The organism is Achromobacter sp. B7 (assembly GCF_003600685.1).
GTDB lineage: Bacteria > Pseudomonadota > Gammaproteobacteria > Burkholderiales > Burkholderiaceae_B > Achromobacter > Achromobacter spanius_B.
Genome location: NZ_CP032084.1, coordinates 3,870,434 through 3,885,614, shown reverse-complemented (window position 1 = coordinate 3,885,614; position 15,181 = coordinate 3,870,434). Strand labels below are relative to the sequence as shown.

The window sequence follows — 15,181 nt, the reverse complement described above, 5'->3', positions numbered from 1 at the left end:
CCCAAACACAGCGTTCCACCACGTCGACCAAGCGGCGCCAGGGTAACGAGTAAAATTCCCGGCTATCGATCACGTTGGGGGCTCGTGTGCAGCCGGTTATATCAGTTCAAGGTTTATCCAAGCGATACGCCTCGGGATTCCAGGCGCTCAAGGGCGTCAACCTGGAAATCCAGCGCGGCGAGATCTTCGCCTTGCTCGGGCCGAACGGCGCGGGCAAGACGACGCTGATCAGCATCATCTGTGGCATCGTCAACCCGTCCGATGGACGGGTGCTGGCCGATGGCCATGACATCGTGTCGGACTTTCGCGCCGCGCGTTCCAAGATCGGGCTGGTGCCCCAGGAAATTTCCACCGACGCGTTTGAAAGCGTCTGGAACACGGTTACCTTCAGCCGTGGCCTGTTCGGCAAGCCGGCCAACCCGGCCTATATCGAAAAGGTGTTGCGCGACCTGTCGCTGTGGGACAAGAAGGACAGCCGCATCATGGCCTTGTCCGGCGGCATGAAGCGCCGCGTGATGATCGCCAAGGCCTTGTCGCACGAGCCGGCCATCCTGTTCCTGGACGAGCCCACGGCGGGCGTGGACGTCGAGCTGCGCCGTGGCATGTGGGAAATGGTGCGGCGCCTGCGTGAAAGCGGCGTCACCATCATCCTGACCACGCACTACATCGAAGAAGCCCAGGAAATGGCCGACCGCATCGGCGTGATCCGCAAGGGCGAGATCATCCTGGTGGAAGAAAAGAACGCGCTGATGGCCAAGCTGGGCAAGCGCCAACTGACGCTGACGTTGACGGCGCCGCTGCCCGGCATCCCGACGGCGCTGGACGCCTATCAGCTGGACCTGTCCGCCGATGGCTATCAACTGGTCTACACCTACGACAACCAGGGCGGCGGGCAGATTTCGCAATTGCTGCAGGACCTGAGCCGGCTTCAGATTGAATTCACCGACCTGAATTCATCGGAAAGCTCGCTTGAGGATATCTTTGTCAGCCTGGTACACGGTCAATCATGAACTTCTACGCCATTCGCGCTATCTACCTGTTTGAAATGGCCCGTGCCTGGCGCACGCTGATGCAAAGCGTGCTGTCGCCCGTGATCTCCACGTCGCTGTATTTCGTGGTGTTCGGGTCCGCCATCGGTTCGCACATGGTCGAGATCGACGGGGTCAGCTACGGCGCCTTCATCGTGCCGGGCATGATCATGCTGTCGCTGCTGACGCAAAGCATCGCCAACGCGTCCTTTGGCATCTATATGCCGCGCTTTTCCGGCACCATCTACGAAATCCATTCGGCGCCCATCTCGTACGTGGAAATCGTCATGGGGTATGTGGGGGCGGCCGCCAGCAAGTCCATCATCCTGGGGCTGATCATGCTGGCCACGGCGCGCCTGTTCGTGTCGTTCGACATCGCGCACCCCATCTGGATGCTGGGCTTTCTGGTGTTGACGGCGGTGACGTTCAGCCTGTTCGGCTTCATCATCGGCGTCTGGGCCGATGGGTTCGAGAAGCTGCAAATCATTCCGCTGATGATCGTCACGCCGTTGACGTTCCTGGGCGGCACCTTCTATTCCATCAAGATGCTGCCGCCGTTCTGGCAGACCGCCACGCTGTTCAACCCCGTGGTCTATCTGGTCAGCGGCTTTCGCTGGGCGTTCTACGGCGTGTCGGACGTCAGCGTCGGCGTCAGCGTGGGCATGACGCTGGTGTTCCTGCTGGCCTGCCTGATCGGCGTGCGCTGGATCTTCAAGACGGGTTATCGCCTGAAGACCTAATCAAACGGTCGGGACGGTCCCAACCGCCCCGACCGATCAGCTCGATCAGCCAGCAACGGCCGGCGCACGGCGCGCCAGGCCGTCGAAGGCGTCCAGCAACTGCTCGCGCCAGGCATACACCGGGTCGTCGGCCTCCAGCAGTTCCAGCGTGCTGGTGCAGCGCGCCCACATGAACATGCCAAAGACCGCGTAGTCGGCATACCCGTGCTGCTCGCCCGACAGAAAAGCTTGCCGGGCCAAGGTGTGACGCAAGGGCAGCAGCGCAGCGCGCAGCGCACCGATCTGCTCGTCGTAACCCGCCGGCAGGTCTTCCAGACGGCCAAAGCGCTTTTCGCGCGAGGCGCGGAAATAGTCCTTGTCTTTCTCGTGGATCAGCCCGTGGATGGCCGGCAGCAGCAAGCGCGCCAGCACGGGCACCAAGGTGGTGTCGGCCCAGGCGTTCGCAAACAGGCTGACCGCGCGCCCGCCCGCGCCGTTAAATAGCGAGGGCCGCTCGGGGAACGTGTCTTCCAGATAGCAGGCAATGCGCCACGAATCGCTGACCACGTGTTCGCCGTGCACCAGCACGGGCACCAGCTTCTGGCCGGAAAAATCGATGGCTTCCTTTTCCGTGAAACGCCAGGGCACGGTCTTGGCCGACAGGCCTTTGTGCGCCAGCGCCATGTGCGTTTTCCAGCAGTGCGGGCTGAAGCGCAGCGACTCGTCCGCGCCAGCCAGGTCATACAGGGTGATGTCCGGGGTCAAGATGCCGTGCTCCTTGCCGAGTGGGTCGAATGCAAACCGGCTGCCAGGATACTGCTTTGCGCCCGTGCGGGAAACGTCAAGGAAAAGCGCCAATGAAAAGCGCCACGCGCCCAAGGGACGCGTGGCGCAGGCTGGACAATCCCCGGTCCAGCCTTGCCCTGCTTTGGTTGCCCTACTTGGGCGCGCCTTTGCTCATGCTCATCACCCGCTGCTTGAGCTGCGGATTCTGTTGCACGGCTTGGCCGATCCCGTTGAATTCTTCCACCGTCAGGCCGTCGGCGCGCACCAGCTGCACCATCTTGGCGTCGGCTTCTTGCACGACCTTCTGCTTGGCGTCATCGGTCTTGGCGGCGTCGACCTTCGGGCGGTATTCGTCAACCACGCCCGAGACCTTTTGCGATGCCGATGCGAAGCGCTGCAATTGCTGGTCGGTGGGTTGCGTGATGGCGGGGGCCATCTGCGGTTGCGCCGGCGGCTGGCTGGCGTTTTGCGCCATGGCCGCTGCACCGGACAGCGCCGTCGACAAGATGGCGGCGGATAGGAATGCGTATTTGGAACGCTGCATGAAACCTCCGTGTTCCGGTTAATGTCCGACCATGATGACGACCACAACCGCCATGGGACAAGTTTCGCGATGTGTTTTCCTGTGTCGGCAGGACACGATGGCGGGCAGCCTGTCAGGAGGGGGGCCGGGGGGGCGGTTCGGAAACGTTTTGCGTGGTTTCGTAGTCGCTGCTGGCCGCGATGTTTCCGCAGGTGTGCCGGTTTTCCGCCGAAGGTGGTGCTGGCGTCGCGGCGCGCGGCGCCGTTACATCAGCAGCATGGCCAGCATCACCGACACCAGCAACGCGATGTAGACACGCGCATGCAGGCGGTCGGGCAGGCGCGGAATCAGCGGCGCCGCCAGGCGGATGCCCAGTAGCGCGCCCAGCGCCAGCACGGCGAAGGCCAGCAGGTCGACATAGCCGATGATCCAAGGCGCAAGCGGCGCGGGCAGATCGCGCGCCGCCGCCATGTAGGCCACGGTGCCAACGATGGCGACGGGTATCGTCAACGGGTTGGCCATGGCCGCCGCCTTGGCCATCGGCAGGCCGCGCCGACGCAGCAAGGGCACCGTCATCACGCTGCCGCCCACGCCCAGGAACGTGGCCACGATGCCGATCACCACGCCGCCGCCCACCACCACGCCTGGGCTCAACGGCACCGCGTCGGCCCCGTCGGCTTGCGCAAGGAACCCCTGGCGCAGCAGGCAGTCCAGAATCGTCACCGCCAGGTAAGCCACGAAGGCCCAGCGCACCAGCGTGCCACTGGCATGCGTGGCCGCCAACGCGCCCACCAATGCGCCCACCGCGATGTACCCCGCCAGAGGCCAGATATAGGCGCGAACCAGGTTGCCCGCGCGCTGCTGGCGGCGCGTGGCGGCGATGGCGTTGACGACCATGACGCAGGTTGAGGTGGCCACGGCAATGTGCATGGCCGATGCCCCGACGGCGTCGTCCGCGCCATGCGCGGCGGTCAACACGCCATACAACACCGGCACCACGACAAAGCCGCCGCCAAAGCCGAACAGCACGGTGGTGACGCCGCTGGCGCAGCCAAAGAAAGCCAGTATCAGGTAGAGCATCGGACGGGTCCAGGTTGGGAAGTCGTCACGATACGAAAGGATGTGGTGGCCGGCTTTCGTGCTTTGGACAATAATGTTTGCGTTTCGGCCAAGCCGGGTGCCGGGCTGCACATTTCCCGACCCGCGCTCCAGCCCCGCACTCCAGCCCCCTCTCTTCCACCGCACGCTCCCACCCCCCGCTCCCGCCATGCGCAATACGCACATCGACCGCTACGATCAGCTGGACCGCGCCGTGGTTGCCATCGGCAATGACTATCCGACCGGCCATGTGCTGCCCGCGCATTCGCACCGCCGCGCGCAACTGCTGTACGGCGCGACCGGCGTGATGCAGGTGTCCACACGCGATGGCAACTGGGTGGTGCCGCCCCAGCGCGCGGTGTGGATTCCGGCAGGGGTGACGCATCAGGTGCGCATGCTGGAGGTCAGCACGCGTAGCGCGTATATCGAGCCAGATGCCGCGCGGGCAGGGCGCCAGGCCTGCGAGGTAATCGAGGTATCGCCGCTGCTGCGGCAGCTGTTGCTGGAAGCGGTGGACATGCCCGCTGCGTATGCGTCAGGCGGGCGCGATGGCGCGTTGGCGGCCTTGCTGCTGCATGAAATCGACCGTGCGCCGGTGTTGCCGCTGCACATTCCGCTGCCTCGCGACAAGAAGCTGGCGCCGCTGTGCCGCGCCTTTATCGCCGCGCCGGATGCGCGCACGCCGCCCGACGCATGGGCCGCGCGCCTGCACATGAGCCCGCGCACCTTCAGCCGCTATTTCCGCCGCCAAACGGGCATGACGTTTTCCGAATGGCGCCAACGCGCCTGCGTGGTGCTGGCGCTTGCAAGGCTGGCTGCGGGCGGGGCCGTCACCACCATTGCACTGGACTTCGGCTACCAAAGCCCTGCGGCGTTCTCAACGATGTTCCGACGCGTGCTGGGCCAGTCGCCCACGGACTACTTGCGCGGCGGGTAGCGGCCTGTGGCCTGCCCGTCACGCCGCGTACCAGAGCACGGCGAAGAAGTGGCACACGGTGCCCGCCAGCACGAATAGATGCCAGATGAAGTGGCCGTAGCGCCAACGGTTGTCGAACACGAAGAACACGACGCCGCCGGTATACGCCAGACCGCCCGCCACCAACCAGCCCAGCCCGCCCGTGGGCACGCTTTCGATCAGCGGCTTGATGGCAATGACCACCAGCCAGCCCATCGCCAGGTACAGCCCGGTGGACAGCGCCGGCCGGTTCAAGCGTTTGCTGGCTTTCAGGCCCACGCCCAGCAAGGCCATGGCCCAGACCAGGCCGAACAGCGTCCAGCCCCACGGCCCGCGCAGCGCGCCCAGCGCAAACGGCGTGTACGTACCGGCGATCAGCAGGTAGATGGCCGAATGGTCCAGGACGTTGAAAATCTGCTTGGCGCGGCACAGCGGCAGCGCGTGATAGATGGTGGACGCCAGGTACAACAGGCACATCGACGCCGCGAACACCGCGGCCCCCGCGATGAAGGCCGCGTCGCCCTGGCGCACGGCGGCCACGATCAAAATGGGCGCGGCGGCCAAAGCGCCTACCGCGCCGATCCCGTGGCTGATGGTGTTGGCGATTTCTTCGCCCAGGGTCTGGGGTCTGTCGTTGGGAAACATGGTGCGTCTGGTGAATGCGTGATACGTGATGGGGGTTGCAAGGTCATCACCTTAAGCGCTTTGCGTGCCGGGCTCAACGCCACGGCGGCGTCCAGTCGGTCGCAAAGCCGCATCGCTTTGATTTTCAGCAATAGGCGCTGCCACGCTCGGGACAAAAGGGTGGGAACGCTGGTTACCCTGTGATACATTTCCTGCGGCTGTTTTACCGACACCGTTTGATTGAGTTCTACCGCCCACAGAGGCGACCACGTTCTTTTTTCTGGGCTCGCACCCGCGCTCGCGCAGTCGCGCAAGACGCAACGGATATCCTTACCGATCTGACCATCGCCGTCGCGCTGGTGGCCTGTGCGCCATGGCGACAGGTGGCCCCGGCTACGCCGGGAAGGTTCAAGCAGGTTTACTGGCCGAGGCCTACCAATGGCGCGCAGTTTTTCCAATCTGTTTTTCAAAGCCGCAAAGAAGATCAGCAAGCTACAGCGCACGGCGCTGCGCATGGCATCGCCCAAGCCCGCCAGAAAGCGCGCCACCACCCCACGCAAGAGCGCTACCAAGACCGCTACCAAGACCGCGTCTTCCGCTGCCGCGACCCGTCAGCCCGCGACCCCATCGCTGGGCAACGGGCGCTGGGAAGGCACGCGTCAATTTTCCGACGGCAAGGGGCGGCAGCTGACGTTTGCGCGTTACACCCCGGCCGGGGCCACGCCGGGTCGTATGCCGGTTGTGGTGATGCTGCACGGTTGCCGGCAGACCGCGCTGGCTTTCGCACGCGGCACGCGCATGAACCAATGGGCGGACGCCGGCGGCTTCATGGTGCTGTACCCGCAGCAATCCATGACGCGCCAGGTGCAGCGCTGCTGGCGCTGGTTCCAACCCGATGACGCCCATGGCGGCGCCGAGGCAGACCTGATTGCGGCGTTGATCGAATCAGAAGTGGCGCGGCATGGGCTGGATCCCGAACGCGTGTATGTGGCCGGCCTGTCCGCGGGCGCCGGCATGGCGGCGCTGGTGGCGCTGCGGCACCCGTCGTTGATCGCTGCCGTGGCCATGCATTCCGGTCCGGTGGTGGGCGACGCCCATAGTGCCGCCGCCGGCATCAGCACCATGCGGCGCGGCTCGCTCAAGCCGTTGCCGTCGCTGGTGCGTGACGTGGCGGACCCCGCTGCGTTCGAGCTGGGCATGCCCGCGCTGATCCTGCACGGCCAGCTGGACCCGGCGGTGGCCCCGCGCAACGCCAAGCAATTGTTCGAGCAGTTTCGCGCCTTGAACCACCCGCGCCCCGAGGACATGCCCATCGAGCGTGTGCTGGGTTTGGGGTCCGAGAAGGCCTATCGCCGCGTGGACCTTACGCGGGGACGCAAGACGGTGCTGCGCCTGTGCGAGATCACGCGGCTGGAACACGCCTGGAGCGGCGGCGATCCGTCGGTGAAGTACCACGCCCGCAACGGCCCGGATGCGTCGGCGTTGGTGTGGCGGTTTTTTCAGGGACTGCGGCGCGTGGGGGCGGGCGAACCGGGGGCCGGGGCCTGAGCAGGCAGTGAGCGCGGACGCGGACTCGGACCCAGGCCAGCTCCCGACCCAGATCCGGACCCGACCCAGGACTTGGACCCGACCCAGGACGTGGACCCAGCTACCGATTGTTCGCCGATTGGGAATGGATATGTCGACCCGGCGCGTCATGGCGATGGCTCGTCGCGGCGGTAACATCGCCGCATCCCCGGTTGGCGCTGCATTGACGCAGCCGCCGGCCAGGACCCACCTGGAACTTCTGCCATGACTCTTTCTGTTTATCAGGCTTCCGTGCCTGTCTTCATCCGCGGCATGACCGTGCTGGCCACGCTGCTTGAAAAAGCGGCCGCGCATGCCCAGGCCGCCGGCATCGACCCCGCTGAACTCGTCAACGCCCGCCTGGCGCCCGACATGTACCCGCTGTCCGGTCAGATCCAACGCGCCAGCGACGCCGCCAAATTCGCGGCGCAGCGCCTGTCGCAAGGGCAGGCGCCCAAGTTTGCCGACGAAGAAAAGACCCTGGAAGAGTTGCAGCAGCGCATCGCCAACACCATCGCCTACCTGCAAAGCGTGACGGCCGAACAGGTGGAAGGCGCCGAAGACCGGCAGATCGTCGTCAACTTTGGCGACTTCAAGCCGGAATTTCGCGGCGATACCTACCTGCTGACCTTCGCGCTGCCCAACTTCTACTTCCACGTGACGACCGCTTACGACATCCTGCGCCACGCCGGCGTGAAGATCGGCAAGCTGGACTTCCTGGGTCCGTATTCGCAGTAAGCGGATGTTGACGTGGCCAGGAAGCGCGGGGCCGTCAGGCGGGTCAGTCGGCGTTGCCGCAGCCTGACATCTCGCCCATCTTGGCCATGTTCTGCTGGATTTCCTCGGGCGTGTAGTCGAACTGGTGCGTGGCGATCGACCAGCGGTGGCCGAACGGATCGATCACCTGGCCGTAGCGGTCGCCCCAGAACATGTCGGCCACCGGCATCGCCACGGTGGCGCCGGCATCCACCGCCTGTTTGAATGAGGCGTCCACGTCCTTGACGTACAGATGCAACGTCACCGGTGAGCCCTTCAGCGCCTTCGGGCCCAGGCTGCCCCACTGAGGAAAATCGTCCATCAGCATCAGCACCGAATCGCCGATACGGATGGCGGCGTGCATGACCTTGCCTTCCGGCCCGGGCATGCGCGCCAGTTCTTCCGCGCCGAAGGCTTTTTTGTAGAAGGCGATGGCGTCGGACGCGCCCTCGCAAACGATGTGCGCGGTCAGCGTGTGCATGCCGGCGGGAATGGGCGTGGTTGCGGGCGTAGCCATGATGCGTCTCCAAAATCGGTGTTGGGTTGGCGGGACAGGCGGTAGGCGTGTCCCTGCCTATACGACGAACGGGCGGCGCCGATATCGACACGCCCCACGGTTTTTATTTTGCTACCAGCGTGCTGAATCCGCCCCAGCACATGCGTTTGAAATCGAACACGCCTTCGCAGCACGTGTTGGCCAGGCGCGGGTCGGCCATCACCAGCGCGTTGATCCGGTCGCGTTCGGCCTTGCTGGCGTACACGATCCAGGCAAACACCACGGTTTCGTCGTCCTTGGCGTTGGCCGCTTCCCTGAACGACCGGAAGGTTTCGCTGGCCAGGTCATCGGCCACGCCTTCGCGGTAATCCAGCGCGCCGTGCTCCAGCCAGACCGCCTTGGCCTGGTCCGCCATCTTCTGGTAGGCCGGCACGTTCGCCTTGGGCACCGGCAGCAAAAAACCATCTATGTATTCCTGCATCGCACACTCCTCGGTTGCTGTTGTTGTGTGGGATTCGGCATGCCCGCTGGTCACGCCGCGTCCACCCGGCACGAGCGGCCGGTAGACGCCACTTTATCGGGATCGCCGGCGCTTTCAGATAGGGGATTGCGACATTCTTGCGGGTGGATTGCGACAGCGCTCGGGCGTATGCTTACCGACATGAAAAACGTCGCTTTCCTGCTGCCGACGGGCACCAATATTGCGTCCCTGGAAACGGCGCGCCACGGCTTCCAGGTGGCCAACGCCTACCTGGTCGCGCAAGGCCGCGAACCGCAATTCCACGTGTGCACGCTGGCGTTGACGCGCGAGGTCAGCCTGGACGACGGGCGTATCAAGGTGCTGGCGGACCAGGTGCTGGCCGATGCGCCGCGTATCGATATCTGCATCGCGCCGCCCCTGCTGGGCGCGGTGCCCGATGTGGTGCTGTCCAACCGCGAGCTGATCGATTGGCTGGCAAGCCACCATCGCGCCGGTGGCGAAGTGGCCAGCCTGTGCATGGGAGCCGCCTTGCTGGCGGCGGGCGGCGTGTTGGACGGGCAGCAGGCGGTGGTGCATTGGGTGGCGCAAAATCTGTACGCCAGCCTGTTTCCCAATGTCCACTGGATCAGCGATCGCGTGGTGATGGCCGAAAACGGTGTCTACACCAGCGGCGGCGCGTTTTCCGCCGCGCATCTGGTGCTGCACCTGATCGAAAAGTACACCGATCGCGATACCGCCATCTGGTGCGCCAAGTACTTCCAGCTGGACTGGAGCCGCCAGAGCCAGCTGCCGTTCGCCGTGTTCATCGGCCAGAAGGCGCATGCCGACGAGGTCGTGCGCGCGGTGCAGAGCTACATCGAACGTTGCTACACCGAAAAGATCACCGTTGAATCCCTGGCCGAGCGCCACGCGATGGGGCGGCGCACGCTGGAACGGCGCTTTCGTCAGGCGACCGGCAACAGCATCGTGCAGTACCTGCAACGCGTGCGCGTGGAGGCCGCCAAGAAGCGGCTGGAAACGTCGCGCAAAAGCGTGGCCGAAGTCATGTATGAAGTGGGCTACAACGACACGAAGGCGTTTCGCGACATCTTCAGCAAGCACTGCGGGATGTCGCCGGTCGGGTATCGGGACCGCTATCAATAGGACGTCGAAGAATTCGCTATGGCACTGGCAAAAGTGCTGGCCGAACTCCCCCCGAAAATAAGATTTCTACTACAGCTATTGGCGCGCCACCGGCCTATCCTTGACACGTCGCGGCCTGACCCCAGGCCAGGAGGGCGAGTCAAGATGAGCATCAGCGTGACGCCAGGCGATCCCCGCTACAAGACCTTGAAAAAGGGCTTCAACCTACGCTGGCCCGCGCGGCCCAGCCATGCGGCCACGCGCATCGAACTATGCGAAACCCCGGCCCAGGCGGCGGCAGCGCTGGGCCGTATCGTTGCCGAGGGCAAGCGCCCCACGATACGCAGCGGCGGCCATTGCTACGAAGACTTTGTCTCCAACAATCCCGGCGGCGTCATCCTGGACCTCAGCCTGCTGGACCGCGTGCCGTCCTCGGATGGCCTGCTGCGTGTGGCGGCCGGTTCGCAAAACTGGAATGGCGATCAAGACCTCTACAAGCGTCACGGCGTGTCGCTACCCGGCGGGTCGTGCTACTCGGTTGGCGCGGGCGGCCATATCAGCGGCGGCGGGTATGGGCTGCTGTCGCGCCTGCAAGGGCTGGCGTGCGACTGGTTAAGCGCGGTCGACATCCTGACCGTGGACGCCCACGGCAATGTCGTGCCACGCACCGCCAGCGCCACCCAAGACGCCGACCTGTTCCGCGCATGCCGGGGCGGTGGTGGCGGCAATTTCGGCGTGATCACCAGCTATGGCTTTGCCGCCTTGCCGCGCGCCCCGCGCGAAGTGGCCATCGCCACCGTCGCATTCGACTGGGCGGGCATGACGCCCGGGCGCTTTGCGCAGTTGCTGGATATCTACGGCAGCTACTGGAACACGCGCGGCCGCGACACCGATACCTGGGGCATGTTCTCGCTGCTGAAACTGACGCATCGCTCCGCCGGGCAGATTGTCATGATCGTGCAGTTCTGCAACCCCGACGGCACCTGCCAGGACCTGACCGTGCTGCAAGATTTCCTGGATCGCTTTCGCCCTTGCGCACCGGTGGCCGCGCGCGCCACCACGCCCGGCTTGCCACGTCCGCGCGCGGGCGGCGACCTGCTTTGCAGCGAACCGCATACGGTCATTCGCCATGACTGGCTGGTGGCCACGCAAACGCTTAACGGCTCGGGGCCGAATCAGCGCGGCAAATACAAATCCGCCTACATGAAGCGCAATTTCACGGCGCACGAAGCCGCGCGTATCCATGCCCACCTGACGCGCGATGTCCCCGGCGCCGACCTGCGCCAATCGCTGTTGCAGGTGGATTCGTACGGGGGCGCCGTCAACCAGCCGGATCGCCTGCGCGACACCGCCGTGCACCAGCGGGCGTCGATCATGAAGCTGCAATACCAAACGTACTGGACGCACGCCGACCACGACGCCCTGCATGTACGCTGGATGGCGGATTTCTATCGCGACGTATATGCCGACCCGGCATCCCGGCCCGACCACGCCGGCACCCCGTTTCCCGGCGACCGCTACGAAGGGTGCTACATCAACTACCCCGACAGCGACATGCTGGCGTACCCCTTCTGGCCACGGTTGTACTACGGCGACGGCGGGCTTTATCCTTTCCTGCAAGAGGTCAAGCGCCGCTACGATCCCAACAACGTTTTTCACCACGCGATGTCGGTGCGCCCGTCATGACGCGCCGCCCGCCTTGCCGGACTTCGCCATGAATTCCCTATCCAGCGCACCCCGCCGATCCTTCATCCAGTTCGCCGGAAGCTTGTCCGCGGCCGGCGCGGCAGGCCCCTGGCTGTCGGCCATGGGCGCCGCCACCGCGCGCGCCGACCCCCGCTACGCCTATGTGGGCACCTATACCCGCGATGCGCCCGGGGGCACGGCCGGCGGGCCGCCATCGCGCGGCATACACGCCTATGCCCTGCGTCCGCAGGGCGGCTGGCATCTGATCCAGGTGATGGAAAGCGACAACCCGTCGTACTTGGCCGTGCACCCCACGCAGCGCTTTCTCTACGCCATCAACGAGATCGATCAATGGGAAGGCCTGGCCCGAGGCACCGCCGAATCCTATGCGATCGACCCGGCTGACGGCAGCCTGCGCTTGCTGAACCGGCAGCCCCTGTCGCTATCCAGCACCGCGCCGGCGTTTCTTGCCGTATCGCCAGACGGCCGCTACCTGGTCACGGCGCAATACGGGGGTGGCACGTATAACGTGTTGCCCGTCCAGGCCGACGGCGCGTTGGGTGAAGTGTCGGGCATCGTCAAGGAAACCGGCTCGGGGCCGCGCCCCGAACAGCAATCCGCGCATCCGCACATGGTGCTGTTCGACTCCACCGGCCAGCGCGTCCTGGCCACCGATCTGGGCAGCGATCGCATCAATCTGTTCACGTTCAAGGATGGCAATCTGTCGCTGTCCGAGCGCACGACGCTGCCCGCGGGCAGCGGGCCACGCCATCTTGCGCTGCACCCCGATGGCGCGCTGTTATACGTCTTGAACGAACTTGACGCCTCAATCGCGTGCTTCGGCTACGACGCCCACGCCGGCCGGGTGCTGGCGCAGCGCCACCTGGTCCCCGCCACACCGCCCGGATTCACCGGCGCGGGCAACGCGGCGGCGTTGCTTGTCCACCCGTCCGGCCGCTTCCTGTACGCCTCTACCCGCCGCGTCGACAACGACCACCCGCAAGCCGACAGCATCGCCGTCTTCGCCATCGCCAAGGATGGCGCATTACGCCGCGTACAAACCTGGACCGAGGGGCTGCGCTTTCCCCGCGCACTCACCCTGGCGCCAGACGGCGGCAGCCTGTACGCGTTGAACCAAAAGGGCGACTCCATCCTGCGCCTGCGCATCGATGTGGCAACAGGGCAGCTAAGCGACATGGACGTGGCAGCGCAGACGCCAACACCGGTATGCCTGGTGTTTGCATAGGCGGGGCAACCGCGGGCGATCTTGATAGCCGGCGCAACAGGCCACTCTGAAACCCCTTTGAAGCCCCTCTGAAGCTCCTCTGAAGCCACTCGGAAACCCCCTCGGGCACCCCCTCGGAAACCCCCTAGGGAACCCCTCGGGCACCCCCTCGGAAACCCCCTAGGGAACCCCTCGGGAACCCCTCGGGAACCCCTCGGGAACCCCTCGGGAGTCCCTCGGGAACCCCTCGGCCAGCCCGCCGTCGAACCTTGCATGACCGTTAATCCTGTATTGCGCTTCCTCTGGCGCCTCGTCATCCTGGGCTTGTTTGTCTGGCTTGCTGCGTGGGCGTGGCCCCGCCTGCCCGACGCCGCACGCGCACCGTGGCATATGGCGCGGCTGGCCTGGCAACAAGCCCCGTCATCCTTGCCCGTGCCGGTACAGGGCGTGTCCGCCAGACGATTGACCGACACATGGGGCGCGGCCCGGTCCGGCGGCCGCCAACACGAAGGCATCGACATCTTTGCCGCGCGCGGCACGCCTGTGCTGTCCACCACGGAAGGCGTGGTCATGCAGGTTGGCACGAACAACCTGGGCGGCCAGGTCGTGTGGGTGCTCGGGCCCGGACGCCAGCGCCATTACTACGCGCACCTGGATGGCTACGCCGATATTGAACGGGGGCAGCTGGTGGCCCCCGGAGACGTGCTGGGCTACGTCGGCAACACCGGCAACGCGCGAGGAACGCCGCCGCATTTGCATTACGGCATCTACGACGGCGGCGCGATCAACCCCTATACGCTGTTGATGGCGCCGGCAACGCCGCCCTGACGCTTTGCGCCAGCACCTGCGCCGTCGCGGCTGACAACGTCCACCCCAGGTGTCCGTGCCCCGTGTTGTAGAACACGCCTGGGCGTTTGCCCGGCCCCACGCGCGGCATCATGTTGGGGGTCATGGGGCGCAGGCCGCACCACGGCACGACGCGCGTGGTGTTGATGTTGGGGAAGTGTTTACGCGTCCAGTCGATCAGCGGCTGCACGCGTTCGGCACGGATGTCCATGTTGAAGCCGTTGAATTCCGCCGTACCCGCCACGCGAAAGCGGTCGCCCAGGCGGCTGGTGACGATCTTCGCGGCTTCGTCCAGCAGGCTGACGCGGGGCGCGGCGCCCTGGCTGTCGGCGTCGTCCAGGTGCACGCTGATCGAATAGCCCTTGACCGGATAGATGTTGATGGAATCTCCCAGCAGGCGGGCGAACTTTCTGCTGGCCGCGCCCGCGCACACGACGATGGCGTCCGCTTCGTGCCGTTCGCGCTGGGTGCCGCCGTCGCGGCGGATGTCCAGCACGTAAGGGCGGTCGTGGCGTTGGATGTTGTCGATGTCGGCATCGTGCACGAACGTGACGCCACGGCGTTCGCATGCCTGGGCCAGACCACGCGTGAACTTGTGGATGTCGCCGGTGGCGTCCGATGGCGTGTAGAAGCCGCCGTGGCATCCGGTTTGCATGGCGGGTTCGATGGCGCGCGCTTCGTCGGCGGTGACTGCGTAGCGGTCCAGGCCGCCGGCTTGCAGCAGCGCGTTGGCGCGATGCGCGGCCTTGAAGCTGTCGGCGTCGTGGTAGATGTGCAGGATGCCCCGGCGCTCCAGATCGAAGTCGATGCCTTCCGCCTCGGCCATGTCGAATAGATGCCGGCGCGCTTCGATGGCCATGCGCGTGGTGGCGATGGTGTTGTCGCGGTAGTTGGGAATTTGCGCCATGAACTGCGCCAGCCACGAATACTTGTGCCAGCTGAAGCGGGGGTTCAGCAACAGCGGCGCGTTTTTGCGCAGCATCCAGCGTAGCCCTTTGATGATCGTGGCCGTGCTGTTCCAGACTTCGGCGTTGCTGGCGGATAGCTGGCCGCCGTTGGCATAGGACGTTTCCATGGCGGGATAGCGTTGGCGGTCGTAGACGGTGACCGCGTATCCCAGATTCGACAGGGCATAGGCGGACGTGACGCCGGTGATACCGGCGCCAATGATGGCGATGCGGGGCATGGTGGCTCCAGACAAGGTGGCCGCGACCAATGTGGACGCGGCACCCCATCTGTCTTTGGTACCTGAGAGTTTCACCCGCGCGGG

The 15,181-nt window shown here is 65.3% G+C and carries 16 protein-coding genes; 9 read left to right on the top strand and 7 right to left on the bottom strand.

What is annotated here, in order from left to right:
- Positions 1 to 86 precede the first annotated feature (86 nt).
- Positions 87 to 1,010, top strand: coding sequence for an ABC transporter ATP-binding protein (locus DVB37_RS17490; RefSeq protein WP_046805390.1), 924 nt, complete (start codon positions 87 to 89; stop codon positions 1,008 to 1,010).
- A complete protein-coding gene (locus tag DVB37_RS17485; protein ID WP_046805389.1) occupies positions 1,007 to 1,768 on the top strand; it encodes an ABC transporter permease in 762 nt (253 codons plus the stop codon). The genes DVB37_RS17490 and DVB37_RS17485 overlap by 4 nt, the downstream gene beginning before the upstream one ends.
- A gap of 45 nt (positions 1,769 to 1,813) precedes the next feature.
- Here DVB37_RS17485 and DVB37_RS17480 read toward each other — a convergent pair whose 3' ends face one another.
- The 3 genes from DVB37_RS17480 to DVB37_RS17470 all read right to left on the bottom strand — a co-directional run bounded on the left by DVB37_RS17480 (position 1,814) and on the right by DVB37_RS17470 (position 4,136).
- Positions 1,814 to 2,512 carry a glutathione S-transferase family protein gene (locus tag DVB37_RS17480; protein ID WP_120157542.1) on the bottom strand — a complete coding sequence of 233 codons (699 nt, stop codon included), beginning with the start codon at positions 2,510 to 2,512 and terminating at the stop codon, positions 1,814 to 1,816.
- Between the two features lie 172 nt (positions 2,513 to 2,684).
- Positions 2,685 to 3,077, bottom strand: coding sequence for a DUF4168 domain-containing protein (locus DVB37_RS17475; RefSeq protein WP_046805387.1), 393 nt, complete (start codon positions 3,075 to 3,077; stop codon positions 2,685 to 2,687).
- Positions 3,078 to 3,320: 243 nt separating this feature from the next.
- Positions 3,321 to 4,136: a sulfite exporter TauE/SafE family protein gene (locus tag DVB37_RS17470; protein ID WP_120156326.1), complete on the bottom strand. Its 816-nt coding sequence runs from the start codon at positions 4,134 to 4,136 to the stop codon at positions 3,321 to 3,323.
- 187 nt (positions 4,137 to 4,323) lie between these two features.
- Here DVB37_RS17470 and DVB37_RS17465 point away from each other — a divergent pair, with 187 nt between their 5' ends.
- Positions 4,324 to 5,091 (top strand): helix-turn-helix domain-containing protein, encoded by a 768-nt coding sequence (locus tag DVB37_RS17465; RefSeq protein WP_120156325.1) that lies wholly within the window; start codon positions 4,324 to 4,326, stop codon positions 5,089 to 5,091.
- 18 nt (positions 5,092 to 5,109) lie between these two features.
- Here DVB37_RS17465 and DVB37_RS17460 read toward each other — a convergent pair whose 3' ends face one another.
- Positions 5,110 to 5,754 carry a hemolysin III family protein gene (locus DVB37_RS17460; protein ID WP_120156324.1) on the bottom strand — a complete coding sequence of 215 codons (645 nt, stop codon included), beginning with the start codon at positions 5,752 to 5,754 and terminating at the stop codon, positions 5,110 to 5,112.
- Between the two features lie 417 nt (positions 5,755 to 6,171).
- Between DVB37_RS17460 and DVB37_RS17455 the strand changes: the two genes are divergently transcribed.
- Together DVB37_RS17455 and DVB37_RS17450 are read left to right on the top strand one after the other, a co-directional pair.
- Positions 6,172 to 7,281 (top strand): PHB depolymerase family esterase, encoded by a 1,110-nt coding sequence (locus DVB37_RS17455; protein ID WP_104144331.1) that lies wholly within the window; start codon positions 6,172 to 6,174, stop codon positions 7,279 to 7,281.
- A gap of 243 nt (positions 7,282 to 7,524) precedes the next feature.
- On the top strand, positions 7,525 to 8,037 hold the full coding sequence (locus DVB37_RS17450) for a DUF1993 family protein (RefSeq protein ID WP_104144332.1): 513 nt from the start codon (positions 7,525 to 7,527) through the stop codon (positions 8,035 to 8,037).
- A gap of 43 nt (positions 8,038 to 8,080) precedes the next feature.
- Here DVB37_RS17450 and DVB37_RS17445 read toward each other — a convergent pair whose 3' ends face one another.
- Both DVB37_RS17445 and DVB37_RS17440 read right to left on the bottom strand, forming a co-directional pair.
- Positions 8,081 to 8,572, bottom strand: a complete 492-nt coding sequence (locus tag DVB37_RS17445) for a VOC family protein (protein ID WP_046805381.1) — start codon at positions 8,570 to 8,572, stop codon at positions 8,081 to 8,083.
- A 103-nt stretch (positions 8,573 to 8,675) separates the two neighbouring features.
- A complete protein-coding gene (locus DVB37_RS17440) occupies positions 8,676 to 9,032 on the bottom strand; it encodes a DUF1428 domain-containing protein (protein WP_120156323.1) in 357 nt (118 codons plus the stop codon).
- A gap of 168 nt (positions 9,033 to 9,200) precedes the next feature.
- On the opposite strand from DVB37_RS17440, the gene DVB37_RS17435 reads away from it, so the two are divergent.
- From DVB37_RS17435 to DVB37_RS17420, 4 genes are all read left to right on the top strand, one after another.
- Positions 9,201 to 10,175, top strand: a complete 975-nt coding sequence (locus DVB37_RS17435) for a GlxA family transcriptional regulator (RefSeq protein WP_120156322.1) — start codon at positions 9,201 to 9,203, stop codon at positions 10,173 to 10,175.
- 144 nt (positions 10,176 to 10,319) lie between these two features.
- Positions 10,320 to 11,840: an FAD-binding oxidoreductase gene (locus DVB37_RS17430; protein ID WP_120156321.1), complete on the top strand. Its 1,521-nt coding sequence runs from the start codon at positions 10,320 to 10,322 to the stop codon at positions 11,838 to 11,840.
- A 28-nt stretch (positions 11,841 to 11,868) separates the two neighbouring features.
- Positions 11,869 to 13,086 carry a beta-propeller fold lactonase family protein gene (locus DVB37_RS17425; protein WP_120157541.1) on the top strand — a complete coding sequence of 406 codons (1,218 nt, stop codon included), beginning with the start codon at positions 11,869 to 11,871 and terminating at the stop codon, positions 13,084 to 13,086.
- 252 nt (positions 13,087 to 13,338) lie between these two features.
- On the top strand, positions 13,339 to 13,893 hold the full coding sequence (locus DVB37_RS17420) for a M23 family metallopeptidase (RefSeq protein ID WP_104144336.1): 555 nt from the start codon (positions 13,339 to 13,341) through the stop codon (positions 13,891 to 13,893).
- Here DVB37_RS17420 and DVB37_RS17415 read toward each other — a convergent pair.
- Positions 13,850 to 15,097, bottom strand: coding sequence for a D-amino acid dehydrogenase (locus DVB37_RS17415; protein WP_046805375.1), 1,248 nt, complete (start codon positions 15,095 to 15,097; stop codon positions 13,850 to 13,852). The genes DVB37_RS17420 and DVB37_RS17415 overlap by 44 nt on opposite strands.
- Positions 15,098 to 15,181: the final 84 nt, after the last annotated feature.